Source organism: Mycolicibacterium gilvum (assembly GCF_900454025.1).
Taxonomy (GTDB): domain Bacteria; phylum Actinomycetota; class Actinomycetes; order Mycobacteriales; family Mycobacteriaceae; genus Mycobacterium; species Mycobacterium gilvum.
Map to the genome: position 1 here is coordinate 2,361,463 of NZ_UGQM01000001.1, position 24,876 is coordinate 2,386,338.

Consider the following 24,876-nt stretch of genomic DNA (forward strand, 5'->3'; position numbering starts at 1 on the left):
GTCAGCGACCGCCGCGGGCCAGGGCGCGGTGCAGGAATTCGAGCTGATCGGCCTTGACCTGCGGATCGTGGTAGATGTCGAAGTGGCCGTAGGGGTAGCGGCGTAGTTCGCCGCGCGGGGCCCGGCGGGCGGCCTCGATCGTCGGGCCGGGTGGGGTGACGACATCGTCGTCGCACACGCAGAACAGCACCGGCATCTGCAGTGTCGCGGCCTTGCGGCCGGGGCGTTCGAACGCGAACCTGAGCATCAGCCGTGCGGCGAACTCGTTGCGCCACAGTGATTCCGGGCCGAGGATGGCTCCGAAGCCCGGTTCGGCGTCCGGCGAGGTGAGCGCGGCGAGGTCGCCGGGCGGACCCACGGCGGCCAGCATGCGCGGCGGACGGTTGCGCCAGGCGCCGAGCTGGTCGCGCAGCGCCGCGACGACCATCGGCGGGATGTTGCGCAGCGGTGCGTTCCGCAGGGTGGCGAGGGCGTCGGTGAACGGTGCCTGGGCGATCACCGCCGCGAGGCGCGGATCCTCCGCGGCGACGGCGAGCACGTGGCCGCCGCTGAACGACGAGCCCCAGGCGACGATGCGGTTCGGGTCGACCCCGTCGAGGCGACGGGCCCACTCGATGACGGTGTGGAAGTCCTCGCGCTGCCGGGCCATGTCGAGCAATTGGCGGGGTTGGCCGGACGAGGCGCCGAAGTGACGGTAGTCGAAGAGCACCACGACGTACCCCGCGTCGCGGAACGCCTCGGCGTAGTCGGGGAGTCCGTCGTCGCGGGTCCCGGTGAATCCGTGGGCCATCGCCACGCATGCGGTTGCGCCCACGCCGGCCGGTGGTCGGTAGACATAGGCGGCGATCTCGTCACCGTGTGCGGGGATTCGGACGTCGTCCCTTGTCGGCATGGTCGAAAACCTAGCCCGTCGGCGTGTCCACTTGTATCGAACACCTGTTCGTCTACTGTGGGTGGAGTTCGACCGCAGACATCGCACGAAGACTTGTCGGTGGGCTCGCCTAACGTCTGGGCCAACCGACCGAGAACCGGTCAACAACGACTACCGGAGAGGTATCACCATGGCTCAGCAGGCCCCTGATCGCGAGAAAGCCCTGGAGCTCGCACTCGCGCAGATCGACAAGAACTTCGGCAAGGGCTCGGTGATGCGGCTCGGGGAGGATGTGCGTCCGCCGATCGCGGTCATCCCGACCGGGTCGATCGCCCTCGACGTCGCGCTCGGCATCGGCGGACTGCCCCGCGGCCGTGTCATCGAGATCTACGGTCCGGAATCCTCCGGTAAGACCACCGTCGCGCTGCACGCCGTCGCCAACGCGCAGGCCGCGGGCGGCATCGCCGCGTTCATCGACGCCGAGCACGCGCTCGACCCCGACTACGCCAAGAAGCTCGGCGTCGACACCGACGCACTGCTGGTCTCCCAGCCCGACACCGGCGAGCAGGCGCTGGAGATCGCCGACATGCTGATCCGGTCAGGCGCGCTCGACATCCTGGTCATCGACTCGGTGGCCGCGCTGGTACCGCGCGCCGAGATCGAGGGCGAGATGGGCGACAGCCACGTCGGCCTGCAGGCCCGATTGATGAGCCAGGCGCTGCGCAAGATGACCGGCGCGCTGAACAATTCGGGCACCACCGCGATCTTCATCAATCAGTTGCGCGAGAAGATCGGCGTGATGTTCGGTTCGCCGGAGACCACGACGGGCGGCAAGGCGTTGAAGTTCTACTCGTCGGTGCGCCTGGATGTGCGTCGTATCGAGACCCTCAAGGACGGCACCGACGCGGTCGGTAACCGCACCCGGGTCAAGGTCGTCAAGAACAAGGTGTCGCCGCCGTTCAAGCAGGCCGAGTTCGACATCCTCTACGGCAAGGGCATCAGCCGGGAAGGCTCGCTCATCGACATGGGTGTCGAGCAGGGCTTCATCCGCAAGTCGGGATCCTGGTTCACCTATGACGGTGAGCAGCTCGGCCAGGGCAAGGAGAACGCGCGCAACTTCCTGCTGCAGAACCCCGATGTCGGCAACGAGATCGAGAAGAAGATCAAAGAGAAGCTCGGTATCGGGGCCCAGTTGACCGATGACGTCGCCGATGACGCTCTTCCCGCTCCCGTCGACTTCTGATTCCGACGGAACCCCGGGCACCGACGAGTTCGCCACGCGCGCTGAGCAGGCGCGGGCCCTGTGCCTGCGTCTGCTCACCGTGCGGGCGAGAACTCGTGCCGAGCTCGAGGCGCAGCTCACCAAGCGGGGATACCCCGACGACGTGAGCGCCGAGGTCCTCGACCGGTTGGCTCAGGTCGGCCTCGTCGACGACGAGGACTTCGCCGAACAGTGGGTACGGTCGCGGCGGATCAACGCCGGAAAAGGCAAGCGGGCGTTGGCTTCCGAGCTGCGCAACAAGGGCGTCGACAGTGAGGTCATCGACGCCGCGCTGGCCGACATCGACGCCGGAGCCGAACGGACCCGCGCCGAGCAGCTGGTCCGAGACAAACTGCGCCGCGAGAAGCTCGGCGACCCCGGGGACCGAGACGCCGAGAACAAGGTGATGCGACGGCTCGTCGGCATGTTGGCACGCCGCGGCTACCACCAGTCGATGGCCCTCGACGTCGTCACCACGGAACTGGCGAACGAGCGGGAACGCCGCACCGTGTGAGCCGCTCAGGTGCTGCGCTGCGTCCGCCAGTGTGAGGCGCTGAAGTCCGCGACCAGGCTGCGGGTCACCGTGCGCCGCAGCAGGATCACGACGGCGGTCGCGGCGATCGCGGTCCAGGTGGCATCGACACTCAGACGCAGCAGCCCCGCCGCCGTGAACAGCTCGAGGGTCACCCGCGCCGCCGGCAGCGGGCTGCGGAACACGATCAGCGCGGCAGTGCCGAGCACGATCCCGGCGATGGCCGCACACCATGACGCGCCGACGACGAGGTTCACGACGCCGGCGGGGGATCGTCCACCCGAGGGTGCCTCAGCAGGTCGACCTCGCGCTGTTCCTGAGCGATCTCGCGGTTGAGGAAGTAGTTCAGCAGGGTCCGGATCGCCGCGATGGCGGCCAGCTTCCCGATCTCCTCGAACGACGGCGAGATCGCGGTCCGCAACACGTCGGCGGCGAGCTGGAATTCCAGACCCAGCACCAGGAATCGGGCCAGGCTCAGCCGCACCGACGAGAACTGGTTGATGTCGCGCCGGCCGAGGGCCACGACGAACTTCGCGATCGCCACGACCGCGCCGATCATGATGACCACGGCGCCGCACGCCTCGATCAGCCGCACCATCACGTCGACCATGTCGCGCAGGGTCTGCTCGGGCAGGATGTCGAAGGCGAGGAGGGTCGACGTGTCGTGGAGGCCGGTCATGACGGGATCAGACGCCGCGGCTGCGGTCGCCCTGCAGTTCGAGCGGCTCGGCCTCCATCGGTGCCGGCCCCTTGCGCGACCGACGCATCCGTTTCTCCAGCCAGGTCGCGAACCACGACAGTGAGAAGTTCAACGCGATCATCAGGGCCGCGATCACGATCAGCGCGGGAATGTAGTTCCCGTAAGCCGACCCGATCACCGTGCCCTGACGCACCATCTCGACGAACGTGATCTGGTAGCCGAGCGCGGTGTCCTTCAGCACCACCACCAACTGTGAGATCAGCACCGGGAGCATCGACGTGACGGCCTGGGGGAGCAGGATCGAGCGCATCGTCTGCCCCCAGGTCAGGCCCAGTGCCGATGACGCCTCGGCCTGACCGCGGGGCAGTGCGTGCACCCCGGCGCGGACGATCTCGGCGATCACCGCACCGTTGTAGAGCGTCAGGCCCGTGATGACGCCGGCCAGTGCCAGGTACTTGGACGGGAAGACGTCGTAGAACGCGTACAGAAAGTACGCGAAGATCATCATGATCAGCACCGGGACCGCGCGGAAGAACTCGACCAGCACCGACGACACCCAGCGGATCGGGGTGTGCGTCGACAACCTGCCCACCCCGAGCACGAATCCCAGGATCAACGCGAGCACGATCGAGACCGCCGCGGCGGTCAGCGTGCCCTCGATGCCGGGCAGCACGTAGGTGCGCCACAGATCCCCGGTCAGGAACGGCTCCCACTTCTCGGCGGTGAGCTGACCCCGCTCGTCCAGCCGGGAGTAGACGACCCACGCGACGGCGAGGACCGCGACGACGGTGACCGCCGTGATCACCCGGTTGCGGACCCGTGCGCGCGGCCCGGGGGCGTCGAAGAGAACAGAGCCGGCCACCTACCGCGCCACCGCCAATCGCTTGCCCAACCATCCGAACACCAGCCCCAGCGGCAGGGTGAGGATCACGAAGCCGAGTGCGAAGATCCCGCCCACCACCAGCACTGCCGCGGTGTTCTCGATCATCTCCTTCATCAGCAGCGCCGCCTCGGCCACGCCGATCGCCGACGCGATCGTCGTGTTCTTCGTCAGCGCGATCAGCACCGAGCCCAGCGGAATGACGACCGCGCGAAAGGCCTGCGGCAGCAACACGATCCGCAGGTTCTGGCCGAACGTCAAGCCCAGCGAGCGCGCCGCTTCGGCCTGCCCCAGCGGGATCGTGTTCACCCCCGCGCGCACCGTCTCACAGACGAACGACGCGGTGTAGACGGTCAATCCGAGCACTGCCAGCCGGAAGCCGCTGTCGGCGATGAACGTCGGCGACTGCCTGTCGGCCAACGTCAATCCCAGGGTCTGCGCCAGTCCGAACGAGCAGAACAGGATGATCAGCGTCAACGGGGTGTTGCGCACCAGATTGACGTACGCGGTGCCGATCCAGTTGAGCATCGGCACCGGTGCCAGCCGCATCGCGGCCAGCACCGTGCCGAGCACCAGCGCACCGATCGCCGAGAGGACCGTGAGCTGGACCGTCGTCCAGAACGCGGCGAATATCTCCTCGCGATACTCGGTGAAAACCTCCACGTGTGGCTCCGGTGGCTACCTGTTGATCAGTTGTCGAGCGGCGGAGGCGCCGGCGCGGTGATCCCGGCGGGGCCGAGGTTCTTGTCGAACGCTTCCTTCCACGCGCCGCTGTCCTCCATCTTCTTGAGCGCATCGTTGATCTTCGTCCGCAGCTCGGCGTCGTCCTTCTTCAGGCCGATGCCGTAGCGCTCCTCGGAGAACGGTTCGCCGACGATCTTGAAGGTGCCGGGGCTCTGCGCGGCGTAGCCGGCGAGAATGACCTCGTCGGTGGTGACCGCGTCGACCGCACCGTTCTTCAGCGCGTCGATGCAGGCGGAGTAGGTGTCGTACTGCTGCAGCTGCACACCCTGGTACTCGTCTTTGATCTTCTGCGCCGGCGTGGATCCGGACACCGAGCACAGGATCTTGTTGTTCTCCAGCGACGCGGCGCCGGTGATGTCGTTGTTGTCGTTGCGCACCAGCAGGCTCTGACCGGTGATCAGGTACGGCCCGGCGAACGCGACCTTCTCCTTGCGGGAGTCGGTGATCGAGTACGTCGCCGCGATGAAGGTGACCTGACCGTTCTGGATCAGGGTCTCGCGCTGCGCCGACGGGGACTCCTTCCACTCGATCTTGTCCGGGGCGTAGCCGAGTTCCCCGGCGACGTAGGTCGCGACATCGACGTCGAAGCCGCTCATCGTGCCGTCGGGGTTCTTCTGCCCCAGGCCGGGCTGGTCGAACTTGGTGCCGATCACGATGGTGTCGCCGCCGGCGCCTCCGCCGCCTCCGGAGTCACCCCCGCCGCCGCACGCCGTCATCGCGAACGGTAGAGCCGCAGCGAGCGCGAGCGCACCTGCGATGCGCGTGGACGTGGACTTCGGGAACATGGGTTTCCTTTCGCCGGGACTGCGGTGGGGTTCAGTGGTGCAGGATCTTGCCGAGAAAATCTTTGGCGCGGTCTGTCTGGGGGTTGTCGAAGAACTGGATGGGTTCGGCGTCCTCGACGACGGCGCCGTCGGACATGAACACGACGCGGTTGGCGGCTCGTCGCGCGAAACCCATCTCGTGGGTGACCACGAGCATCGTCATACCGTCGCCCGCCAGTCCCGTCATGACGGCGAGTACCTCGTTGATCATCTCCGGATCCAGGGCGCTGGTCGGCTCGTCGAACAGCATCACCTTCGGGTTCATCGCCAGGGAGCGGGCGATCGCGACGCGCTGCTGCTGGCCGCCCGAGAGCTGGGCGGGGTACTTGTCGGCCTGATTGGCCACCCCCACCCGTTCGAGCAGTGCCATCGCCTTCTCGCGCGACTCGTCCTTGGAGAATTTGCGCACCTTCATCGGCGCCAGCGTCACGTTCTCCAGAATTGTCTTGTGCGCGAACAGGTTGAACGACTGGAACACCATGCCCACATCGGAGCGCAGCTGCGCGAGCTTGCGGCCCTCGGCGGGTAGCTCGACACCGTCGATGGCGATGGTGCCCGAATCGATCGTCTCCAGCCGGTTGATGGTGCGGCACAACGTGGACTTACCGGAGCCCGAGGGGCCGAGCACGACCACGACCTGACCTCTGCCGACCTCCAGGTCGATGTCCTTGAGCACGTGAAGAGGACCGAAGTGCTTGTTGACCGATTTCATAGAGATCATCGGCACGGCAGGGGACTCCGTGGGGCTCTCCATGCGTGATGACCTTACCCAGCAGACGCCGTCGGCGCCCGGAACTGCGTGATCACGATTTCGGGGCGACCCCACCTCCTCCGTAGGATGGCACGGTGACTTCTTCGGTGCTTCAGCAGGCGGACGGGGTTTCGCCCGATCGTTCGTCGTGCGACACACCGGCCCCGCGGACCTTCGAGGTCCGCACCTACGGCTGCCAGATGAACGTCCACGATTCGGAGCGGCTCTCGGGCCTGCTCGAACAGGCCGGCTACCAGCGAGCGGGTGCCGGGGTGGACGCCGACATCGTGGTGTTCAACACCTGCGCGGTGCGCGAGAACGCGGACAACAAGCTCTACGGCAATCTGAGCCACCTCGCGCCGCGCAAACAGGCCGACCCGCAGATGCAGATCGCCGTCGGCGGGTGTCTGGCACAGAAGGACCGCGACGCGGTGCTGCGCAAGGCGCCCTGGGTCGATGTGGTCTTCGGCACCCACAACATCGGCTCGCTGCCCACTCTGCTCGACCGGGCCCGGCACAACCGCGTCGCCCAGGTCGAAATAGCCGAATCCTTGCGGGAATTCCCGTCGGCGCTACCCGCCAGCCGCGAATCCGCGTATGCCGCTTGGGTTTCGATCTCCGTCGGATGCAACAACACCTGCACGTTCTGCATCGTCCCGGCGCTGCGCGGTAAAGAGGTCGACCGGCGGCCGGGCGACATCCTCGCCGAGGTGCAGGCCCTCGTCGATCAGGGCGTGCTGGAAATCACGCTGCTGGGCCAGAACGTCAACGCCTATGGGGTGTCCTTCGCCGACCCCACCGAGGCCCGCGACCGCGGCGCGTTCGCGAAACTGCTGCGCGCCTGCGGACGGATCGACGGCCTGGAGCGGGTGCGGTTCACCTCGCCGCATCCCGCCGAGTTCACCGACGACGTCATCGAGGCGATGGCCCAGACGTCCAACGTGTGCCCGACGCTGCACATGCCGCTGCAGTCGGGCTCGGACCGCATCCTGCGCGCGATGCGCCGCTCCTACCGCGCCGACCGCTACCTCGGCATCATCGACCGTGTCCGGACCGCGATTCCGCACGCGGCGATCACCACCGACCTCATCGTCGGCTTCCCCGGCGAGACGGAGGAGGATTTCCAGGCGACCCTCGACGTCGTCGAGGCGGCCCGGTTCTCCAGCGCGTTCACGTTCCAGTACTCCAAACGACCCGGCACGCCGGCCGCCGAACTGGAGGGCCAGATCCCCAAAGCCGTTGTCTCCGAGCGTTATCAGCGTCTGATCGAGCTGCAGGAGCGGATCTCCTGGGAGGAGAACCGCGCCCAGATCGGCCGCGAGGTCGAACTGCTCGTCGCCACCGGTGAGGGACGCAAGGACGCCGCCACCGCCAGGATGTCGGGCCGCGCCCGCGACGGACGGTTGGTGCACTTCGCTCCCGGCGCGCTCGGCGCGGACATCAGGCCCGGCGACATCGTCGTGACCACCGTGACCGGCGCCGCGCCGCACCACCTGATCGCCGACGCCGGCCCGGCAGAGCATCGGCGCACCCGCGCCGGTGACGCGCATGCGCAGGGCCGCACACCGAAGACCGGGGTGGGGCTCGGCATGCCGGGGATCGGAGCCCCCGAGCCCGCCCCCGTCACGCAGGGGTGTGCGCTGTGAGCCCCGATCCCGGTTTCGACGACTTCAAGCGCGACATCGACGCCGCCGAGAAGCGGGTCGCGCGCGAGATCGACCCCGGGCCGCGGGCGCTGGTCATCGCGATCCTGGTGTTCGTGCTGCTGGTGACCCTGCTGCTGCCGCACACCGGCACCGCCCGGGGACTCGACGTCCTGACCGGATCGCAGGCGGCCGTCGACAACGGCGTGATCCTTCCGCACCGGGTGTTCGCGATCCTGCTGGTGGTGTTCGGCGCGGGGTTCTCGATGGTCGCGCTGCTGACCCGCCGGTGGGCACTGGCGTGGATCGCGCTGGCCGGTTCGACGGTGGCGTCGTTCCTGGGGGTGCTGGCGCTGTGGACGCGTCAGACGGCGCCGGAACCGTATCCGGGGCCGGGGTTCGGGCTCATCATCGCGTGGCTGACCGCCATCGTGCTGAGCTACCACTGGGCGCGCGTGGTGGCCACCCGGTCGGCCCTGCAACTGGCGGCCGAGGAAGATCGCCGGCGCGCCGACGCCGAAGGTCAGAACAAGGGTCTGCTGGAGACCTTCATCACCGACGATGACGGTGACGGTCCGCCGAAATAGCGTGCGCGGTCAGCGTTTCCGGCTCAGCGAGTCCGCGGCGGCGTCGGCCCACTGACGCCACTGCTCGGCGTTCGCGCGGGCCTTCTCGGCGTCCTTGGTCTTGCCCGCCGCCGCCGCCTTCTCGGCCTGCCGCTCGAACTGCTCGGCCCGCTCGCGGAACTGGTCGGCCCGGGCCTGGGCCTCAGGGTCGACCCCGCCGGTGGGGGCATCCCGGATCTTCTTCTCGACCGCGCGCATCCGGCGCTCCAGGTCCGCCGTGCGTTCGCGGGGCACCTTGCCGATCGCATCCCACTTGTCGCCGATCGCGCGCAGCGCCGCGCGGGCCGCGTCGACGTCGGAGGCGTCGATGCGCTCGGCCTCGGCCAGCAGCGCCTCCTTGGCTTCGGCGTTGGCGCGGAATTCCGCGTCACGCTCGGCGGTGGCCGCATTGCGGGCCGCGAAGAACCTGTCCTGCGCGGCCTTGAAGCGCTGCCACAGCGCGTCGTCGACGTCCTTGGAGGCGCGCCCGGCGTTCTTCCACTCGGTGAGCAGATCCCGGAACAGACCCGAGGTGGGGCCCCAGTCGGTGGAGTCGCACAGCGCCTCGGCGCGCTCACACAACGCTTCCTTGGCCTGCTTGGCACCGGCGCGCTCGCGGTCGAGTTCGGCGAAGTGGGAACCGCGGCGCCGGTTGAAGGTCTCACGCGCGGCCGAATAGCGCTTCCACAGCGCGTCGTCGACCTTGCGGTCGAGCCCGGTGATCGTCTTCCACTCGTCGAGGATCGCGCGCATGCGGTCGCCGGCGGCCTTCCACTGGGTGGCGTTGGCGGCCAGGTCCTCGGCCTCGGCGGCCAGGGCCTCCTTGCGGGCCGTGTTCGCCGCCCGCAGTTCCTCGCGCCGGGCCTTCTCCTGCTGGGTGGCGCCCTCAGCCTGCTCGACGATCGCGGCGAGCCGCGCGGCGAGCGCGTCGACGTCGCCGAGCACATGGGCCTCGGGCAGCGTGTCGGCCAGCGTCGAGGCGGCCGACTTGATCTTGCGCGCGTCGCCGGCGCCGGAGGCCAGTCGGGTCTCCAGCAGGACGACCTCGGTCTGCAGATCGTCGAATCGCCGCCCGAAGTGGGCGTACGCGGCTTCGGCGTCACCGGCCTGCCACGACCCGATGGTGCGCTCCCCGGAGGCGGTGATCAGCCACACGGTGCCGTCAGGGTCGACGCGTCCGAACCGGTGCGGATCACTGGAGGGCACCGTGTTGACGACGGGCGCCGCGGCGGGGGTGGACGGCCGCGGGACCGGGCGCGGCGCGGGGCCGGGTTTCGGTCTGGCGGCGGAGGGCTTCGGTCGCGGAGACGGTGGAGCCTCGGGGGCGGGGGCGGTGTTGTCCGCTTCCGCGGTCTGCTGGCCGGCGTCCTGCGATCCGCCCGACTCTGTGATCGTCATATCCGTCACCTCATGCCCTCCGCGTGGTCACCCACGCACGTGCCGCGCAGCGCGGCGCCGATAGCTGCTGTCCACAGCTATTGAAACAGGTCGGACGGCGCTGCGCCCACGCCTTCGCCATCGCTGATGCTTAGGCTGCCTGCACAAGCGTCACGCCGCAGACACAGGAGGCAGCCGATGGGTGAAGCGGACATCGCCGTGGTGCTGGCTCTGGCCGCGGCGTTGTTCATGGCGGTCGGCGACGTAATCCATCAGCGCTCGGCCCACGAGATCACCGACGAACCCGTCGGCCACCTCGAGCTCTTCCTGAAGCTGCTCCGGGACGGCCGGTGGTGGCTCGGCAGCGGTGTCGCGGCGATGGGGTTCGCCTGTCAGGCCGCCGCGCTGGGTCTGGGGTCGGTGCTGCTCGTGCAGGCGCTGCTGGTCTCGTCTCTGCTGTTCGCGTTGCCGCTGAGCGCACGCCTGTCGCACCGTCGCGTCACCCGCTGGGAGTGGATATGGGCGGTGCTGCTGGCCGGTGCGGTCGCGGTCATCGTCACGGTCGGCAACCCCACCGAGGGCGCCACCCGGGCCTCGCTGCAGACGTGGATCGAGGTCGCCGCGGTGCTCGGCCCCGTCCTGGTGCTGTGCCTGGTCGGGGCGCGCATGTCGTCGGGGGCGATGAGCGCGGTGCTGACGGGCGTCGTCTCGGGTGCGCTGTGGGGGGTGTTCGCCGTGCTGACCAAGACGGTGGTGCACCGCCTCGACGTCACGAGCCTCGCGGGTGTCGTCGAGCTGCTCTCGACGCCGGAGCTGTACGCGTGGGCGGTGGTCGGGATCCTCGGCACGTCCACCCAGCAGGCCGCGTTCCGCGCGGGCTCGCTGACCGCGTCCCTGCCGACGATGACCGTCACCGAACCGCTGGTGGGCTGCGCGCTGGGCGTCGTGGTGCTCGGCGAGACCATGCGACCCGGCGAGACCGGCTGGGTCCTGCTGATCGCCGCCGCGGTGACCGTGGTGGTCGCCACCGCGGCGCTGGCGCGCGGGGAGGCGACCGACCTGGAACCGGCGACCGTGTGATTGATTGGTTCCCGTGCTGAGCGCCCTCGCGATCGTCCCGTCGGCGCCGGTGATGGTCCCCGAACTGGCCTCCGGCGCGGCCGCCGAGACCGCGGACCTGCGCGCCGCCGCACTCGAGGCCGTGCGGGGATTGCCGGCGCGCTGGATCGCGATCGGCGTGGCAGAGCAGGACGGCGTCTACGGTCCGGACCGCGCCGGCACGTTCGGCGGCTACGGCGTCGACATCCGCGTCGCGCTGTCACCGGAGGCCACGACATCCGCGCCGACGGCACTGCCGCTGTGCGCGCTGATCTGCGGGTGGCTGCGCGGTCAGGCCCGCCCGGACGCAAGGGTGGAGACGCGCGCCTACCGCGCCGAGCACGCGGGCCCCGTGGCTCTGGGATTCGGTGCGCGTCTGCGCGAGCAGATCGACGCCGACGCCGCTGACATCGGCGTCGTCATCGTCGCCGACGGCGCCAACACGCTGACCCCGGCGGCGCCGGGCGGCTACGACGAGGACTCGCCGGCGGTGCAGTCCGCCCTCGACGACGCGCTGGCGGCCGGCGACTGTGCGGCGCTGACGCGACTACCCTCCGGGGTCCTCGGGCGGGTGGGCTACCAGGTGCTGGCCGGCCTCGCGGGCACCGGACCGCGAACCGCCGCGGAGCTCTACCGGGGAGCCCCGTACGGCGTCGGCTATTACGCCGGCGTCTGGACGCCGTGACCGCGGTGCGCCCGCTGGCCGTGGTCGGACCCACCGGGACCGGCAAGTCGGATCTCGCATTGGGGATCGCCGAGGCGCTGAGCGGCGAGATCGCGGTCGAGGTGGTCAACGCCGACGCGATGCAGCTCTACCGGGGCATGGACATCGGCACCGCGAAACTCACCGTCGACGAGCGCCGCGGGGTGCCCCACCACCAACTCGACGTCCTGGAGGTCACCGAGACCGCGACGGTCGCGCGCTACCAGCAGGCAGCGGCCGCCGACGTCGACGCGATCGCGGCGCGTGGTGCGCTGCCGGTGATCGTGGGTGGCTCGATGCTCTATGTGCAGTCCCTGCTCGACGAGTGGTCGTTTCCCGCCACCGACCCGCAGGTGCGGGCCCGGTGGGAGACGCGTCTCGCCGAGGTCGGCGTCGCGGCACTGCATCGTGAGCTCGCCGCCGTCGACGCCGCCGCCGCGGCCTCGATCCTGCCCACCGACGGACGGCGCATCGTGCGCGCGCTGGAGGTCGTCGAGCTGACCGGCCGGCCGTTCGCCGCGTCGGCACCCACCATCGGCGCACCGAGATGGAACACCGCCATCGTCGGGCTGGACTGGGAGACAACGGTTCTCGACGAACGCTTGCGGCGGCGCACCGACACGATGTTCGAGCGTGGACTCGTCGAGGAGGTCCGTGGGCTGATAGGCCGGGGCCTGCGCGACGGCGTCACCGCGGCACGCGCGCTGGGATACGCGCAGGTACTCGCCGATCTCGACGCCGGCGGTGACGGCGAGGCGGCGCGCGAACCGACGTTCGTCGGCACCCGGCGCTACGTGCGCAGACAGCGGTCCTGGTTCCGGCGCGACCACCGCATCACCTGGCTCGACGGTGCGGCGCCGGGGAACGTCGACGCGGTGCTGCGCCTCTGGAGGCAACGGCGGGCAGGAGCGCCGCGACCGGCGGATTGACGGATATCCTGACCTGGTGAAGTTCGCCAAAGGGCACGGGACGCAGAACGACTTCGTGCTGCTGCCCGACCTGAACGCGCAGTATTCGCTCACCGCCCGCGCGGTGACGGCGCTGTGCGACCGCCGACGCGGGCTGGGCGCCGACGGACTGCTGCGGGTCACCACCGCGGGCGCCGCGCTGGCCGCCGGCGTGTTCGACCGGCTCCCCGAGGGCGTCGCCGAGGACGACTGGTTCATGGACTACCGCAACGCCGACGGCTCGATCGCCGAGATGTGCGGCAACGGTGTGCGGGTGTTCGCGCACTACCTGCGCGCCGGCGGATTGGAACACCGCAGCGAGTTCGTCGTCGGCTCGCTGGCCGGCCCCCGGCCGGTCGTGCTGCACGAGGCCGACGACACCACCGCCGACGTCACCGTCGAGATGGGCAAGGCCGTCCGGTGCGGGACGGGAACCGCCACCGTCGGCGGACGGAGGTTCTCCGGGCTGGCGGTGGACGTCGGCAACCCGCACCTGGCCTGCGTCGACGAGGAGCTGACCGACGCCGGCCTGGCCTCCCTCGACGTCGCGTCTCCCGTGGCGTTCGACTCCACGCAGTTCCCGCACGGCGTCAACGTCGAGATCCTGACGGCGCCGCGCGACGGCGCGGTGGCGATGCGGGTCCACGAACGCGGCGTGGGGGAGACCCGCTCCTGCGGCACCGGCACCGTCGCGGCCGCGGTCGCGGCCCTCGACCACGAGGGCGCTCACACGGGCACGCTGCGGGTCCGCATCCCCGGCGGCGAGGTCTGCGTCACCGTCACCGACACTGACAGTTATCTGCGCGGGCCCTCGGTGCTGCTCGCGCACGGTGAGCTCGCCGAACAGTGGTGGGCGGCCCAGCATTGACCGCACTCCGAGCGACGCCGAGGAATCGCCGGCGCTGCCGGCGCGTTAAACGAGGTGCATGAGAAGTGACATTCGTGCGAATCTTGATTCGCCTATGACGTATCCCGAATTTCCCCACGAGACACCCAGCGTCGGTGAACTCGCACTGGAGGACCGCACCGCGCTGCGCCGCGTCGCCGGACTGTCCACCGAACTCGCCGATATCTCCGAAGTCGAATACCGCAAACTTCGCCTCGAACGTGTCGTGCTCGTCGGCGTGTGGACCGACGGTAGTGCCGCCGACGCCGACGCCAGCCTGGCCGAGCTCGCGGCCCTCGCCGAGACCGCCGGTTCCGAGGTGCTCGAAGGTCTGATCCAGCGCCGCGACAAGCCCGACCCCTCGACCTACATCGGTTCGGGCAAGGCCCTCGAACTGCGTGACATCGTGGTGGCGACCGGCGCGGACACCGTCATCTGCGACGGCGAGCTCAGCCCGGCGCAGCTCAACGCGCTGGAAAAAGTGGTCAAGGTCAAGGTGATCGACCGGACCGCGCTGATCCTCGACATCTTCGCCCAACACGCCACCAGCCGCGAAGGCAAGGCGCAGGTCTCGCTGGCGCAGATGGAGTACATGCTGCCCAGGCTGCGCGGCTGGGGCGAGTCCATGTCCCGTCAGGCCGGTGGCCGCGCCGGCGGCGCCGGCGGCGGAGTCGGCACCCGCGGACCCGGTGAGACGAAGATCGAAACCGACCGTCGTCGCATCCGCGAGCGGATGTCGAAGCTGCGCCGCGAGATTCGCGACATGAAGCAGGTGCGTGACAGCCAGCGCAGCCGGCGGCTGGCCAATGACGTGCCCTCGGTCGCGATCGTCGGATACACCAACGCCGGCAAGTCCAGCTTGCTCAACGCGCTCACCGGCGCCGGTGTGCTGGTCGAGAACGCGTTGTTCGCCACACTCGAACCCACCACGCGCCGTGGCGAACTCAGCGACGGACGGGAATTCGTTCTGACCGACACGGTCGGATTCGTCCGTCATCTGCCGACCCAGCTGGTCGAGGCGTTCCGGTCGACACTCGAAGAGGTCGTCGACGCCGAACTGCTCCTGCACGTGGTCGACGGTTCCGACGCCAATCCGCTGGCCCAGATCAACGCGGTGCGCACGGTCGTCAACGAAGTCGTCGCCGAGACGGATGCGACCGCACCACCGGAGTTGTTGGTGGTCAACAAGATCGACGCCGCCGACGGCCTGGTGCTGGCGCAGCTACGGCAGGCGCTGCCCGGGGCGGTCTTCGTATCCGCGCGCACCGGTGAAGGTCTCGATCGCCTCCAGGCGCGGCTGGCCGAGATGATCGCGCCCCGCGACACTGTGGTCGACGTCACGATTCCGTACAGCAGAGGCGATCTCGTCAACCGGGTTCACGCGGAGGGCCGCGTCGACGCGGTCGAGCACATCGAAGCGGGCACGCGCCTCAAAGCCCGGGTGCCGATCGCCCTCGCGGCCGCTCTGTCCGAATTCGCCTCGTTCTGACCTGGCCGAATGCGGTTCCGGGACGCCGGTCCGGTACAGTCGGATCCGACGTCGGCTGCGGAGACCAGAGTTGGTCACCGCTTCGGACATCGTCGACACTGACAGCCGACTTCCATCTGCTCTTGCGTGGCGACACCGCCACCCACTGTGTGCACACTCCCGCTCAACGGTCATCCGTCGCGGCTGCCGGGCACACGCTGCCCGACAAGGCCCAAACGACAGGAAATCCGTAATGACTGCACCTACTTTCGCCGATCTCGGCGTGCCCGCACCGCTGGTGAAGGCGCTGGCCGAGCGCGGCATCGCCGAACCGTTCCCGATCCAGGCCGCCACCCTGCCCGACTCGCTCGCCGGGCGTGACGTGCTGGGTCGCGGAAAGACCGGCAGCGGAAAGACTCTCGCCTTCTCCATCCCGCTGGTGGCGGCGCTGACCGGTATCCGACGCCAGGCGTCGCGTCCGTCGGGTCTGGTGCTGGCGCCGACCCGGGAGCTGGCCACGCAGATCACCGCGGCCCTGGAGCCGATGGCCACCGCCGCCGGACTGCGGGTCACCACCATCTACGGCGGCGTCTCGCAGGGCCGGCAGGTCTCCGCACTGCGCGGCGGGATCGACATCGTCGTCGCCTGCCCCGGTCGTCTCGAAGATCTGATGCAGCAGAAGGTGATCAGCCTCGACAACGTCACGGTCACCGTGCTCGACGAGGCCGACCACATGGCCGATCTGGGCTTCCTGCCCGGGGTCACCCGCATCCTGGCGGCGACGCCCCGCGGTGGGCAGCGCCTGCTGTTCTCGGCGACGCTGGACAACGGCGTCGACAAGCTCGTCCAGCGCTTCCTCGACAACCCGGTGCTGCACTCGGTCAACGAGGCCGCCGAGGCGCCCGCGCAGATGACCCACCACGTGTTCCACGTCGGCGGCGTGCAGGAGAAGAAGGATCTGGTGCACCAGCTCGCCTCGGGCACCGGACGGCGGATTTTGTTCATGCGCACCAAGCATCAGGCCCGCAAGCTCGCCAAGCAGCTCACCGAATCCGGTGTGCCCTCGGTGGACCTGCACGGCAACCTGTCCCAGCCCGCCCGCGAGCGCAACCTCGCCGCATTCTCCAGTGGTGAGGCCCGGGTGCTGGTCGCCACGGACATCGCCGCCCGTGGCGTGCACGTCGACGACGTCGAGCTGGTCGTCCACGTCGACCCGCCGATGGAACACAAGGCCTACCTGCACCGGTCGGGGCGCACCGCGCGTGCCGGCAGTGACGGCGACGTCGTGACCGTCGTGCTGCCCGAGCAGCGCAGGGACACCCAGCAGCTGTTGCGCAAGGCGGGCATCACCGTGCGTCCCCGCGACGTGCACGCGAAGTCCTCCGAGGTGCAGGCGCTCGTCGGCGAGATCGCCCCGCTGCGTGCCCCCGCTCCCGTCGCGCAACCCGCTGCCAAGAAGCCGGATCACGGACGCGGTTCCCGCAACGGCGGGTCCGGCGGCCACGGTAGGTCAGGTGGCGAGCACCAGCGTCGCGGTGGCGGTGGTGGCCGCGGGCGTGACGGGCAGGGCGGCGGGTCGTCGTCCACCTCGCGTGGTCCGCGGCGCCGTGGGCAGCGTCCGGCAGGTCAGTCTCAGCGCGGTGTGAACACCGGAGGCTGATGCGCGCGCACCGGAGGCGGTGTGCCCGCGTACTTTTCGATCTGCACGAGCACGTGCGCACCGGTGCAGCCGTGGGCCAGCTTCGACGTTCCGACGTCGTCGGTCAGCACATTCGGATTGCCGTGTACGCACATCGAATTCGGATCGGCGGGATCGGCAGGATCGAACCACGCCCCGGTCGACAACTGCACCACCTGCGGGCGCACCCGGTCGTCGAGCACCACGCCGGCCAGGCACGCGCCCCGATCGTTGAACACCCTGACCACGTCGCCGCCGGACAGGTCCCGTGCGCGGGCATCCGCAGGATGCATCCGGATCCGTTCGCGCCCGGCGACTTTCGTGGCCTGGCTGGCGGCGCCCGCGTCGAGTTGGCCGTGCAGCCTGCCGGCGGGCTGATTCGCCACCAGGTGGAGCGGATAGTCCGCGGCGCGCGGACCCCCGAGCCATTCGGTGGGTTCGAACCACGCCGGGTGGCCCCGGCAGTCGTCGTAGCCGAACGAGTCGATGTCGGCGGAGAAGATCTCGATCCGGCCGCTCGGTGTGGCGAGAGGGTGCGCCGACGGATCGGCGCGGAAGTCGGCCAGCAGTGTCAGCCCGTCGTCGGTGGGCAGCCGCAGCGCCCCGGCGGCCCAGAACCCGTCGAACGCCGGGACGTCGAAATCCAAGGTGCGCGACCATGTCTCGTAGATGTGGCGCAACCACTGGCGTGAGCTCCGGCCCTCGGTGAAAGCCTGTCGCACCCCCAGGTGTCCGGCCAGCGCCGCATAGGTGTCGTAGTCGTCGCGTGCCTGCGCATACGTCTCGGTCAGCCGGGGCATCGCCATCAGCATCGGATCGTTGCGTGAGCCGGAAAGATCGTCGCGTTCGGCGAACGTGGTGGACGGCACCACGATGTCGGCGTGCTTGGCCATCGCGGTCCAGTAGGGATCGTGCACCACGACGGTGTCCGGGCGCGACAGGGCCCGCCGCAGCCGCGGCAGATTCTGATGGTGGTGGAACGGGTTGCCGCCGGCCCAGTAGACCAACCGGATGTCGGGGTAGGTCAGTCGCAGGCCGTTGTAGTCGAACGGTTCGCCGGGGTGGAGCAGCATGTCGCTGACGGCCGCGACCGGGATGAACGTCGTCACCGGATTGACGCCCTGCGGAAGTCGCGGCAGTCCGCACCGGATCGGTGCGAGGCCGGCCTCGTTCATCGAGCCGTAGCCGTGGCCGAAGCCGCCGCCGGGGAGGCCGATCTGGCCCAGCATGGCCGCCAGGGTGAGCCCCATCCACGGCGCCTGCTCGCCGTGGCGGGTCCGCTGCAGTGACCAGCTCACCGTCACCAGCGTGCGTCCGGCGGCCATCCGCCGCGCCAATGCGGTCAGATCGTCGGCGGACAATCCGCACAGCGACGAGGCCCACTGCGGTGATTTCGGTATCCCGTCGTCGGCGCCGAGAAGGTAACGCTCGAACCGGTCGTAGCCGGTGCAGTGGCTGGCGAGAAACTCGCGGTCGGCCAGCGATTCGGTGGCCAGCACATGCGCCAGCGCCAGCATGATCGCGACATCGGTGCCCGGCACCGGGGCATGCCAGTCGCACGGGCCGTCGACGTCGTCGCGCAGCGGTGAGAACGACACGATGCGACCGCCGCGGGCGCGCAGGCGATTCAAGGCGTCGCGCGCCGGATGCGCGGTCGTGCCGCCGTCGTTGACCGCGGTGTTCTTCAGCGCCAGACCACCGAAACACACCATCGTGTCGGTGTTTTCGACGATCACCTGCCACTGGGTGGACCGCGTGAACAGATCATCGTGGGTGCCGACCACGCGGGGCATGATCACGCCCGTCGCGCCGAGGCTGTAGGAGTGGCGCGAATAGGTGTAGCCGCCAAGACAGTTCAGGAATCTGTGGACCTGGCTCTGGGCGTGGTGGAACCGGCCGGCGCTGGACCAGCCGTAGGAGCCTCCGTAGATCGCCTCGTTGCCGTCGGTGTCGATGACCCTGCGCAGTTCGCCGCCCAGTAGTTCCACCAGGTCATCCCATGTGACCGCGACGAATTCGTCGGCGCCCCGGAGGGTGTCGGGCCCGGGTCCGTTCTCCAGCCAGCCGCGCCGCACGGCGGGTGCGGTGACACGGGAGCGGTGCCGGACGGAACCCGGGAGGTTGCCCAGTGCAGGGGAGGGATCGGCGTCGCCGGACCATGGCCGCACCGAGGCGATGTCGCCCGATTCGACGGTGGCGCTGAACGCACCCCAGTGCGTGAGGCTGGTCCGGGTGCGCGCCACGCACGAGAGTCTACGGACGCCGTTGCGGCGAAAGGACGGGTGAAAAAGCCGCCGTTCTTTTGAAATCAATTCGGCGAGGTGACTTGGTTATCGACGTCGACTGAAGCACAGTGAACGGACGCGGTAACTTTTCTCAGCCTTTTGCAAGAAAACTTGCACAAGGACGCCAGGAACCTGTCACCGACCGCGGGGAGGACGAATGATCCGGCAGCCGATGCTGCGCCTACGTGGGGTCGGTCGCTTGACGATCGGGTTGTTGGGGGTAGCCACGGTGCTCCTGCTGGCTCCACCCGCCATGGCGCAGCCCGAGGTCGACGCGAACAACGCCATCACCGCCGCCTGGGATGCCAGCGGTGGCGACACCGGCCCGCTGGGACCCCGCACGGGAGAGGTCTATCCGGTCGGTGAGGGCTTCGCCCAGAACTTCGCCGCGGGCACGATGTTCTTCACGCCGGACACCGGCGCCCACTTCATGCAGGGTGCGATCCTGGAGAAGTACCAGGCCTCGGGTGGGCCCGCCGACGGCGATCTGGGCTTCCCGACCATCGACGAAGGCCCCGGTCGTGCGCCGGAGAGCCGCAACAGCACCTTCAGTGCGCCCGACAACCCGGTGATCTTCTGGACCCCGGCGACCGGGGCGCGCATCGTGCGCGGACCGATCAATGCGGCCTGGGACAAGCTGGGCGGTTCGTCGGGGGTGCTCGGCGTGCCGGCGGAGGACGAGACGTACAACGGGTCGGTCGTGTCGCAGAAGTTCACCGGGGGGGAGCTGACCTACGACGCGCGCACCAAGACGTTCACCACCGTGCCGCCCGAGCTGGCGGGACAGCTCGCAGACCTGTCGATCCCCGACGACCCCGTCGCGGCGATCAACGCGGCACGCCGGGCCGCCGGCGGACCGCTGGGCCCGCTCGGGGCCGTCGAGGGTGAGGTCTACGACATCGGCGCCGACGGCAAGGGCCAGGACTTCGCCAACGGCGCGATCTACTACAGCCCGGACACGGGCGCCAATGTGGTGACCGGGCAGGTGCTGGAGAAGTACAAGAGCGTCGGTGGCCCCGAGGGTGATCTCGGATTCCCGATCAGCGGGGAAGAGGACGGCGGGCTCACCCCGGCGAGCCGAAAGAGCGCGTTCGCCGCCGAGGACAAGCCGGTGATCTTCTGGACGCCGGACCACGGCGCCTTCATCGTCAGGGGCCCCATCGTCGCGGCCTGGGACAAGCTCGGCGGCGCCACCGGCGAACTCGGCGCCCCTGTCGCTGATCAGACCGAGAGCGGAAACACTCTGTCGCAGCGCTTCAGCGGTGGCGTGATCTCGTGGGACACCTCGGCGAGGACGTTCAGCACCGAGCCCGCCGGTCTCGCCTCGCAGCTGACCGACGTGGTGGTGCCCGGTGCCGACGCCCCGCAGGCGACCCCGCCGACATCGCAGGCGGCGGAGAACAACGAGGACACCGGTCGCAAGTGGAACAAGTGGTGGCTGCTCGCCGTCGTTCCTCTGCTGTTGCTGGCCGGCCTGGTCGCGTTCGCGGTCATGCGGCACCGGGCCCGCCCCGGTGAGGACGACATGTTCACCGCACCGGGTGCCGTCGGGCACGACCCGCAGGATCCCGAGACCGACGGTCACGACGGCCCACACGGCGACGACGGCCGCGAGGACGCCCTCTTCGGTGACCGGTATGCCCGTGAGGGTCTGGGTTCGGTGGCGTCTGCGAACCCGGAGGCACCTCAGGACGAGGAGTTCGCACCGCAACCGCTGAGCTTCTGGGGCGTGCCCGTCCAGCCCGAAGGCGGGGCCGACGCCGGTGACGAGGAACCGCAGATCGACCCCGACGCGGTCGATACGACTCCGACCCGCATCCCGACACCGTCGGAGGTGGCCGGCGATTCGCCGTTCGTCGACGTCGAGACTGCCGCATCCGAGGACGAGTTCGACGAATCCGAGGATGAGTTCGACGAAGCCGACGACGAGTTCGACGAGTCCGAGGATGAGTTCGACGATCTGGCGGTCGTCGACGAGGACGCCGATCTGGCTGCCGACCGTGAACCCCTGGTGCCTCCGGTGCCGATCCCGGTTCGGGACGGACTGACCGACACGGGCAGGCACGCCCGCATCGACATCGATGAGCCGATGCCTCTGGGCACCGCGCTGCACATGCCGCTCGAGGATTCCGACCAGATTCCCGACGGCTATCCGGTCAAGGCCGATACGAAGTCGGGTCTGTACTGGACGCCCGACAGCGCGGACTATCACGAGGCGCCCGTCGAACTCTGGTTCGCCAGCGAGGAGATCGCGCGGACGAACGGATTCGTTCGAGGGGAGTAGCGACCGCTGAGCGGCCGTCGCTCAGATCTTCCGGATGACGGTGACGACCTTGCCGAGAATGGCTGCGTCGTTGCCCGGGATCGGGTCGAACGCGGGGTTGTGGGGCATCAGCCAGACCTGTCCCTTGGTCCGCTTGAAGGTCTTCACGGTGGCTTCCCCGTCGATCATCGCTGCGACGATGTCACCGTTGTCGGCCACGCTCTGCTGACGGACGACCACCCAGTCGCCATCGCAGATGGCCGCGTCGACCATCGACTCGCCGACCACCTTGAGCAGGAACAGCGATCCCTCGCCGACCAGTTCGCGCGGCAGCGGGAACACGTCCTCGACGGCCTCTTCCGCGAGAATCGGACCGCCGGCGGCGATGCGGCCGAGAACCGGCACGAACGTCGGCTCGGGCAGGGCGTCCGACCCGGCCACCTCGGTGGCCACGATGGGGGTCGGGTGGTCGTCGGCCGCGCGGACGTCCACCGCGCGCGGGCGGTTGGCGTCGCGGCGCAGATAGCCCTTGCGCTCCAGGGTGCGCAGCTGATGGGCGACCGAGGACGTCGAGGTCAACCCGACCGCGTCGCCGATCTCCCTGATGCTCGGGGGGTAACCGCGGGTGGTCACCGAGGCCCGGATGACGTCCAGGATGGTGCGCTGACGTTCGGTCAGGCCAGAATCTCGCGACCGTGAGGTGCCGGGGGCGTCGGTGCTGTCACTGCTGTCGTCGCTCATGTGCCCGAATGTAACCCGCTCCGGCGCGATAATCAAACATGTGTTCGAGGCGTGTCGTCTTGTCGGTGGCCTCCGATAGCGTTCGCAACAGTTCGATCACATGTTCTATTCATCGAACACCTGATCGAGTACTGTTCGAACACAAGAGCGAATCCGAACCCCGGACGAAAGGCAGACAGATGACCATTCTCGACGACCGCCAGACGTGGAACGAGTTCGAGCGCGCCCCTCGGCTGCGGGTTGGGAATGGCCGGGTGCGGGCGGTCGCGCCGTCGCGGCGGCCGCGGCCGCAGCGCCCGGCCGGGGCGGCGATCGGGTACCGCGGGACCGGAGTTCTCGTCTCGCGGGCATCGCATCGCCGACGCCCGATCACCCCGATGGCCACGGTCGGGCTGGCACTGGTGGCCGGGGCGATCACGCTGTGGCTCGGTCTGGTCGCCCAGGTCGGTGGGGTGTCGGGAGCCGAGACGCAGATGCCGGGGCGGCTCGCGGTGGTCCAGGTGCAGAGTGGCGAGTCGCTGCAGCACGTCGCGCGGCGCGTCGCCCCCGACGCCCCGGTCACCGAGGTCGTGGCCCGGATCCAGGAGTTGAACGAGCTCGATTCGGCGGCGGTCGACGCCGGTCAGACGTTGATCGCGCCGGTGGCCTGACCGCAGACCCAGGAATCAGCAAACCAGTTGCCACTCAAGCACTCTGAGGATGCGACCGATGCGGTATGTGCCATCAGGTCCGGCGGTGGGCCGGCCGAGAGTCGCACAGGTACGCTCAAAGGCGTTCGAAGCGATCATCTGTCGGAGTGGTGAAGGAGCGGTGATGCACTGTCCGTTCTGCCGTCACCCCGATTCACGAGTGGTCGATTCCCGCGAGACCGACGAGGGCCAGGCGATCCGCCGCCGCAGATCCTGCCCGGAATGCGGCCGAAGGTTCACGACCGTCGAGACGGCCGTGCTCGCGGTCGTCAAACGCAGCGGGGTGACCGAGCCTTTCAGCCGTGAGAAGGTCATCCGGGGCGTACGCCGTGCATGTCAGGGCCGTCAGGTCGACGACGACGCGCTCAACAAGCTGGCGCAGCAGGTCGAGGACGCGGTGCGGGCCACCGGTTCTCCGGAGGTCCCCGCGAACGAGGTGGGGCTGGCGATTCTCGGACCGCTACGTGATCTCGACGAGGTGGCCTATCTGCGGTTCGCGTCGGTGTACCGCTCGTTCTCCTCGGCGGAGGACTTCGAGCGTGAGATCGAGGCGCTGCGCGCCCACCGCGAGGTATCCGCGCGGAGTTAGGGCCAATACCGTTCAGTTAGTGGCTGATGACGGTGACGCTGGGTGGGTGTTCGGGTTGTGGCCAGTGTTGGTGCGCTGATCTTTTGACATGCCACTTGGGCATTTTGCGTTTGATCACGCGGGGAGCTGACCGTGTGCGGCGTGCCGGGTTGATGCGGTCGAGGAGGCGACGGAGGAACGCCTGCCAGTGAGGGTCGGCGGATCGGCGCCGGTTAGGGGGAAAAAGCGCCCTGATGGGCGACGGATTGGCGCACGACGCGCAACGCGGCGGTGAAGCTGAGTCGGTCCGGGTCGTGTCCGCTGTGGTGTGCGGCTTGGCTCATCAACGAGCGAATCGCGTAGTGGCAGCACAGGTATCCCCAGATCTCCTGCAGGACGAGGTCGGGCGACTTCGACCGCAGCACCACCTTCGACCCACGCTGGTGGGTCTTGAGTTCGTCGAAGACGCTCTCGATCTCCCAGCGCTGGGCGTACGCGGCCGCCAACTCGACCGCGGGTGCGGTGTCCGGGTCGGTCAGCGTGGTGAGCAACCGGTAGGCCACGGGGTTGTCGCGGCCGTCGTCGACGGTGTAGTCGATGACGCGAGCCAGCATTGGCTCGCCGTGTCGGTCCTTGGCCGCGCGCAGGTGGGCCAGCCACGAACCGTCGGCGAGATCCTCGACGTGAGTGGGGGTCGGGCCGTTGCGTCCGGTGCTCACGCGGAGGTGTCACGGTCGGGGTTCTACAAGTGGCGGGCTGGCCGCGATGTCGGGCCCACGCCGGCCCCGCGCGTCGGGCCGAGTTGGACGCCAAGGTTGGCGCGTTCCACGAGGCCTCCGGCGGCGTGTACGGGGCGCCGCGGATTCTGGCCGATCTGCGCGACGAGGTGAGACGGTGTCGCGCAAGACGGTGGCGGCCTCGCTGCGTCGCCAAGGCCTGGCCGGGATCTGCCCTCGCCGATTCGCCCGGCGACCACGGTGGTCGACCTGGATGCGCCGTTACCGAAGGACCTGTGGGGGGCCGGTTCGACACCGGCGAGCTGGACCGGGTGTGGACCTCCGACATCACCTATCTGCGCACCGGTGAGGGCTGGCTGTACGTGTGTTCGGTCCGTGACGGGTGCTCACGGCGGGTGATCGGCTGGGCCCTTGATAATCACATGGGCACCGACCTCGTCGAGTCTGCGCTGTCGATGGCGGTCGCGATGCGCGGCGAACCGGCCGACGAGGTCGTCTTTCACGCCGACCGCGGCTGTCAGTACACCTCGGCCCAGCTGGCCCGGTTCGCCGATCAACACAACCTCGCCCGATCTGTCGGGCGCACCGGCGTGTGCCTGTTGACCGGCTAATCGGGGACGGTACT

General features: G+C 69.2%; 24 protein-coding genes and 1 pseudogene. 14 read left to right on the forward strand and 11 right to left on the reverse strand.

What is annotated here, in order from left to right:
* Position 1 precedes the first annotated feature (1 nt).
* Complete coding sequence (locus DYE23_RS11185; RefSeq protein ID WP_115327223.1) at positions 2-892, reverse strand: alpha/beta hydrolase; 891 nt, start codon at positions 890-892, stop codon at positions 2-4.
* Positions 893-1,061: 169 nt separating this feature from the next.
* Between DYE23_RS11185 and recA the strand changes: the two genes are divergently transcribed.
* Both recA and recX read left to right on the forward strand, forming a co-directional pair.
* Positions 1,062-2,114 carry a recombinase RecA gene (gene recA / locus DYE23_RS11190; protein WP_011894826.1) on the forward strand — a complete coding sequence of 351 codons (1,053 nt, stop codon included), beginning with the start codon at positions 1,062-1,064 and terminating at the stop codon, positions 2,112-2,114.
* Positions 2,083-2,646, forward strand: a complete 564-nt coding sequence (gene recX / locus DYE23_RS11195) for a recombination regulator RecX (protein ID WP_013472013.1) — start codon at positions 2,083-2,085, stop codon at positions 2,644-2,646. Before recA ends, recX begins: the two co-directional genes overlap by 32 nt.
* A gap of 5 nt (positions 2,647-2,651) precedes the next feature.
* On the opposite strand, the gene DYE23_RS11200 is transcribed toward recX, so the two are convergent.
* The 6 genes from DYE23_RS11200 to DYE23_RS11225 are packed head-to-tail and all read right to left on the reverse strand — an operon-like array spanning position 2,652 to position 6,533.
* Positions 2,652-2,921, reverse strand: coding sequence for a hypothetical protein (locus DYE23_RS11200; protein WP_115327224.1), 270 nt, complete (start codon positions 2,919-2,921; stop codon positions 2,652-2,654).
* Positions 2,918-3,343: a DUF1622 domain-containing protein gene (locus DYE23_RS11205; RefSeq protein WP_013472012.1), complete on the reverse strand. Its 426-nt coding sequence runs from the start codon at positions 3,341-3,343 to the stop codon at positions 2,918-2,920. Before DYE23_RS11205 ends, DYE23_RS11200 begins: the two co-directional genes overlap by 4 nt.
* A 7-nt stretch (positions 3,344-3,350) precedes the next feature.
* On the reverse strand, positions 3,351-4,226 hold the full coding sequence (locus DYE23_RS11210) for an amino acid ABC transporter permease (RefSeq protein ID WP_013472011.1): 876 nt from the start codon (positions 4,224-4,226) through the stop codon (positions 3,351-3,353).
* A complete protein-coding gene (locus DYE23_RS11215) occupies positions 4,227-4,907 on the reverse strand; it encodes an amino acid ABC transporter permease (RefSeq protein ID WP_011894821.1) in 681 nt (226 codons plus the stop codon).
* A 26-nt stretch (positions 4,908-4,933) separates the two neighbouring features.
* On the reverse strand, positions 4,934-5,773 hold the full coding sequence (locus DYE23_RS11220; protein ID WP_011894820.1) for a glutamate ABC transporter substrate-binding protein: 840 nt from the start codon (positions 5,771-5,773) through the stop codon (positions 4,934-4,936).
* Positions 5,774-5,804: 31 nt separating this feature from the next.
* Positions 5,805-6,533: an amino acid ABC transporter ATP-binding protein gene (locus DYE23_RS11225; RefSeq protein ID WP_049777451.1), complete on the reverse strand. Its 729-nt coding sequence runs from the start codon at positions 6,531-6,533 to the stop codon at positions 5,805-5,807.
* Between the two features lie 137 nt (positions 6,534-6,670).
* Here DYE23_RS11225 and miaB point away from each other — a divergent pair, with 137 nt between their 5' ends.
* Both miaB and DYE23_RS11235 read left to right on the forward strand, forming a co-directional pair.
* Complete coding sequence (gene miaB, locus DYE23_RS11230; RefSeq protein WP_115327225.1) at positions 6,671-8,209, forward strand: tRNA (N6-isopentenyl adenosine(37)-C2)-methylthiotransferase MiaB; 1,539 nt, start codon at positions 6,671-6,673, stop codon at positions 8,207-8,209.
* Complete coding sequence (locus DYE23_RS11235; RefSeq protein WP_011894817.1) at positions 8,206-8,793, forward strand: Rv2732c family membrane protein; 588 nt, start codon at positions 8,206-8,208, stop codon at positions 8,791-8,793. Before miaB ends, DYE23_RS11235 begins: the two co-directional genes overlap by 4 nt.
* Before the next feature lie 9 nt (positions 8,794-8,802).
* Here the strand turns inward: DYE23_RS11235 and DYE23_RS11240 are convergent, their stop codons facing one another.
* The gene (locus DYE23_RS11240) at positions 8,803-10,209 is read right to left on the reverse strand and encodes a DUF349 domain-containing protein (protein WP_115327226.1); all 1,407 of its coding nucleotides are present in this window, start codon (positions 10,207-10,209) and stop codon (positions 8,803-8,805) included.
* 177 nt (positions 10,210-10,386) lie between these two features.
* Between DYE23_RS11240 and DYE23_RS11245 the strand changes: the two genes are divergently transcribed.
* The 6 genes from DYE23_RS11245 to DYE23_RS11270 all read left to right on the forward strand — a co-directional run bounded on the left by DYE23_RS11245 (position 10,387) and on the right by DYE23_RS11270 (position 16,950).
* Positions 10,387-11,268, forward strand: coding sequence for a DMT family transporter (locus tag DYE23_RS11245; protein WP_115327227.1), 882 nt, complete (start codon positions 10,387-10,389; stop codon positions 11,266-11,268).
* A 13-nt stretch (positions 11,269-11,281) separates the two neighbouring features.
* The gene (locus tag DYE23_RS11250) at positions 11,282-11,971 is read left to right on the forward strand and encodes a class III extradiol ring-cleavage dioxygenase family protein (protein ID WP_172527752.1); all 690 of its coding nucleotides are present in this window, start codon (positions 11,282-11,284) and stop codon (positions 11,969-11,971) included.
* A 5-nt stretch (positions 11,972-11,976) separates the two neighbouring features.
* Positions 11,977-12,918 (forward strand): tRNA (adenosine(37)-N6)-dimethylallyltransferase MiaA, encoded by a 942-nt coding sequence (gene miaA, locus DYE23_RS11255; RefSeq protein ID WP_011894813.1) that lies wholly within the window; start codon positions 11,977-11,979, stop codon positions 12,916-12,918.
* Between the two features lie 16 nt (positions 12,919-12,934).
* Positions 12,935-13,804, forward strand: coding sequence for a diaminopimelate epimerase (gene dapF, locus DYE23_RS11260; protein WP_115327228.1), 870 nt, complete (start codon positions 12,935-12,937; stop codon positions 13,802-13,804).
* Positions 13,805-13,898: 94 nt separating this feature from the next.
* A complete protein-coding gene (gene hflX / locus DYE23_RS11265) occupies positions 13,899-15,311 on the forward strand; it encodes a GTPase HflX (protein WP_218566982.1) in 1,413 nt (470 codons plus the stop codon).
* A gap of 232 nt (positions 15,312-15,543) precedes the next feature.
* Entirely contained in the window at positions 15,544-16,950 is a 1,407-nt protein-coding gene (locus tag DYE23_RS11270) for a DEAD/DEAH box helicase (protein ID WP_011894810.1), read from the forward strand.
* Here DYE23_RS11270 and DYE23_RS11275 read toward each other — a convergent pair.
* Complete coding sequence (locus DYE23_RS11275; RefSeq protein ID WP_115327230.1) at positions 16,923-19,211, reverse strand: molybdopterin-dependent oxidoreductase; 2,289 nt, start codon at positions 19,209-19,211, stop codon at positions 16,923-16,925. The two genes, DYE23_RS11270 and DYE23_RS11275, sit on opposite strands and share 28 nt — an antisense overlap.
* A gap of 199 nt (positions 19,212-19,410) precedes the next feature.
* On the opposite strand from DYE23_RS11275, the gene DYE23_RS11280 reads away from it, so the two are divergent.
* A complete protein-coding gene (locus DYE23_RS11280; protein ID WP_115327231.1) occupies positions 19,411-21,537 on the forward strand; it encodes an LGFP repeat-containing protein in 2,127 nt (708 codons plus the stop codon).
* 21 nt (positions 21,538-21,558) lie between these two features.
* Here DYE23_RS11280 and lexA read toward each other — a convergent pair whose 3' ends face one another.
* A complete protein-coding gene (gene lexA / locus DYE23_RS11285; RefSeq protein ID WP_011894807.1) occupies positions 21,559-22,257 on the reverse strand; it encodes a transcriptional repressor LexA in 699 nt (232 codons plus the stop codon).
* 179 nt (positions 22,258-22,436) lie between these two features.
* Between lexA and DYE23_RS11290 the strand changes: the two genes are divergently transcribed.
* Positions 22,437-22,907, forward strand: coding sequence for a LysM peptidoglycan-binding domain-containing protein (locus DYE23_RS11290; protein WP_115327232.1), 471 nt, complete (start codon positions 22,437-22,439; stop codon positions 22,905-22,907).
* Between the two features lie 163 nt (positions 22,908-23,070).
* The gene (gene nrdR / locus DYE23_RS11295) at positions 23,071-23,535 is read left to right on the forward strand and encodes a transcriptional regulator NrdR (protein WP_011894805.1); all 465 of its coding nucleotides are present in this window, start codon (positions 23,071-23,073) and stop codon (positions 23,533-23,535) included.
* 212 nt (positions 23,536-23,747) lie between these two features.
* Here nrdR and DYE23_RS11305 read toward each other — a convergent pair.
* A pseudogene (locus tag DYE23_RS11305) lies at positions 23,748-24,236 on the reverse strand (IS4-like element ISMfl1 family transposase); the annotation flags it as partial.
* Between the two features lie 290 nt (positions 24,237-24,526).
* Between DYE23_RS11305 and DYE23_RS30840 the strand changes: the two are divergent.
* Positions 24,527-24,862, forward strand: coding sequence for a DDE-type integrase/transposase/recombinase (locus DYE23_RS30840; protein WP_172527753.1), 336 nt, complete (start codon positions 24,527-24,529; stop codon positions 24,860-24,862).
* Positions 24,863-24,876 lie beyond the last annotated feature (14 nt).

Coding starts and splice junctions, on each gene's coding strand:
- DYE23_RS11185 (WP_115327223.1), bottom strand. CDS start 892: ATGCCGACAAGGGACGACGTCCGAATCCCCGCACACGGTGACGAGATC.
- recA (WP_011894826.1), top strand. CDS start 1,062: ATGGCTCAGCAGGCCCCTGATCGCGAGAAAGCCCTGGAGCTCGCACTC.
- recX (WP_013472013.1), top strand. CDS start 2,083: ATGACGCTCTTCCCGCTCCCGTCGACTTCTGATTCCGACGGAACCCCG.
- DYE23_RS11205 (WP_013472012.1), bottom strand. CDS start 3,343: ATGACCGGCCTCCACGACACGTCGACCCTCCTCGCCTTCGACATCCTG.
- DYE23_RS11220 (WP_011894820.1), bottom strand. CDS start 5,773: ATGTTCCCGAAGTCCACGTCCACGCGCATCGCAGGTGCGCTCGCGCTC.
- DYE23_RS11225 (WP_049777451.1), bottom strand. CDS start 6,533: ATGATCTCTATGAAATCGGTCAACAAGCACTTCGGTCCTCTTCACGTG.
- DYE23_RS11240 (WP_115327226.1), bottom strand. CDS start 10,209: ATGACGATCACAGAGTCGGGCGGATCGCAGGACGCCGGCCAGCAGACC.
- DYE23_RS11245 (WP_115327227.1), top strand. CDS start 10,387: ATGGGTGAAGCGGACATCGCCGTGGTGCTGGCTCTGGCCGCGGCGTTG.
- hflX (WP_218566982.1), top strand. CDS start 13,899: ATGACGTATCCCGAATTTCCCCACGAGACACCCAGCGTCGGTGAACTC.
- DYE23_RS11270 (WP_011894810.1), top strand. CDS start 15,544: ATGACTGCACCTACTTTCGCCGATCTCGGCGTGCCCGCACCGCTGGTG.
- DYE23_RS11280 (WP_115327231.1), top strand. CDS start 19,411: ATGATCCGGCAGCCGATGCTGCGCCTACGTGGGGTCGGTCGCTTGACG.
- lexA (WP_011894807.1), bottom strand. CDS start 22,257: ATGAGCGACGACAGCAGTGACAGCACCGACGCCCCCGGCACCTCACGG.
- DYE23_RS11290 (WP_115327232.1), top strand. CDS start 22,437: ATGACCATTCTCGACGACCGCCAGACGTGGAACGAGTTCGAGCGCGCC.
- nrdR (WP_011894805.1), top strand. CDS start 23,071: ATGCACTGTCCGTTCTGCCGTCACCCCGATTCACGAGTGGTCGATTCC.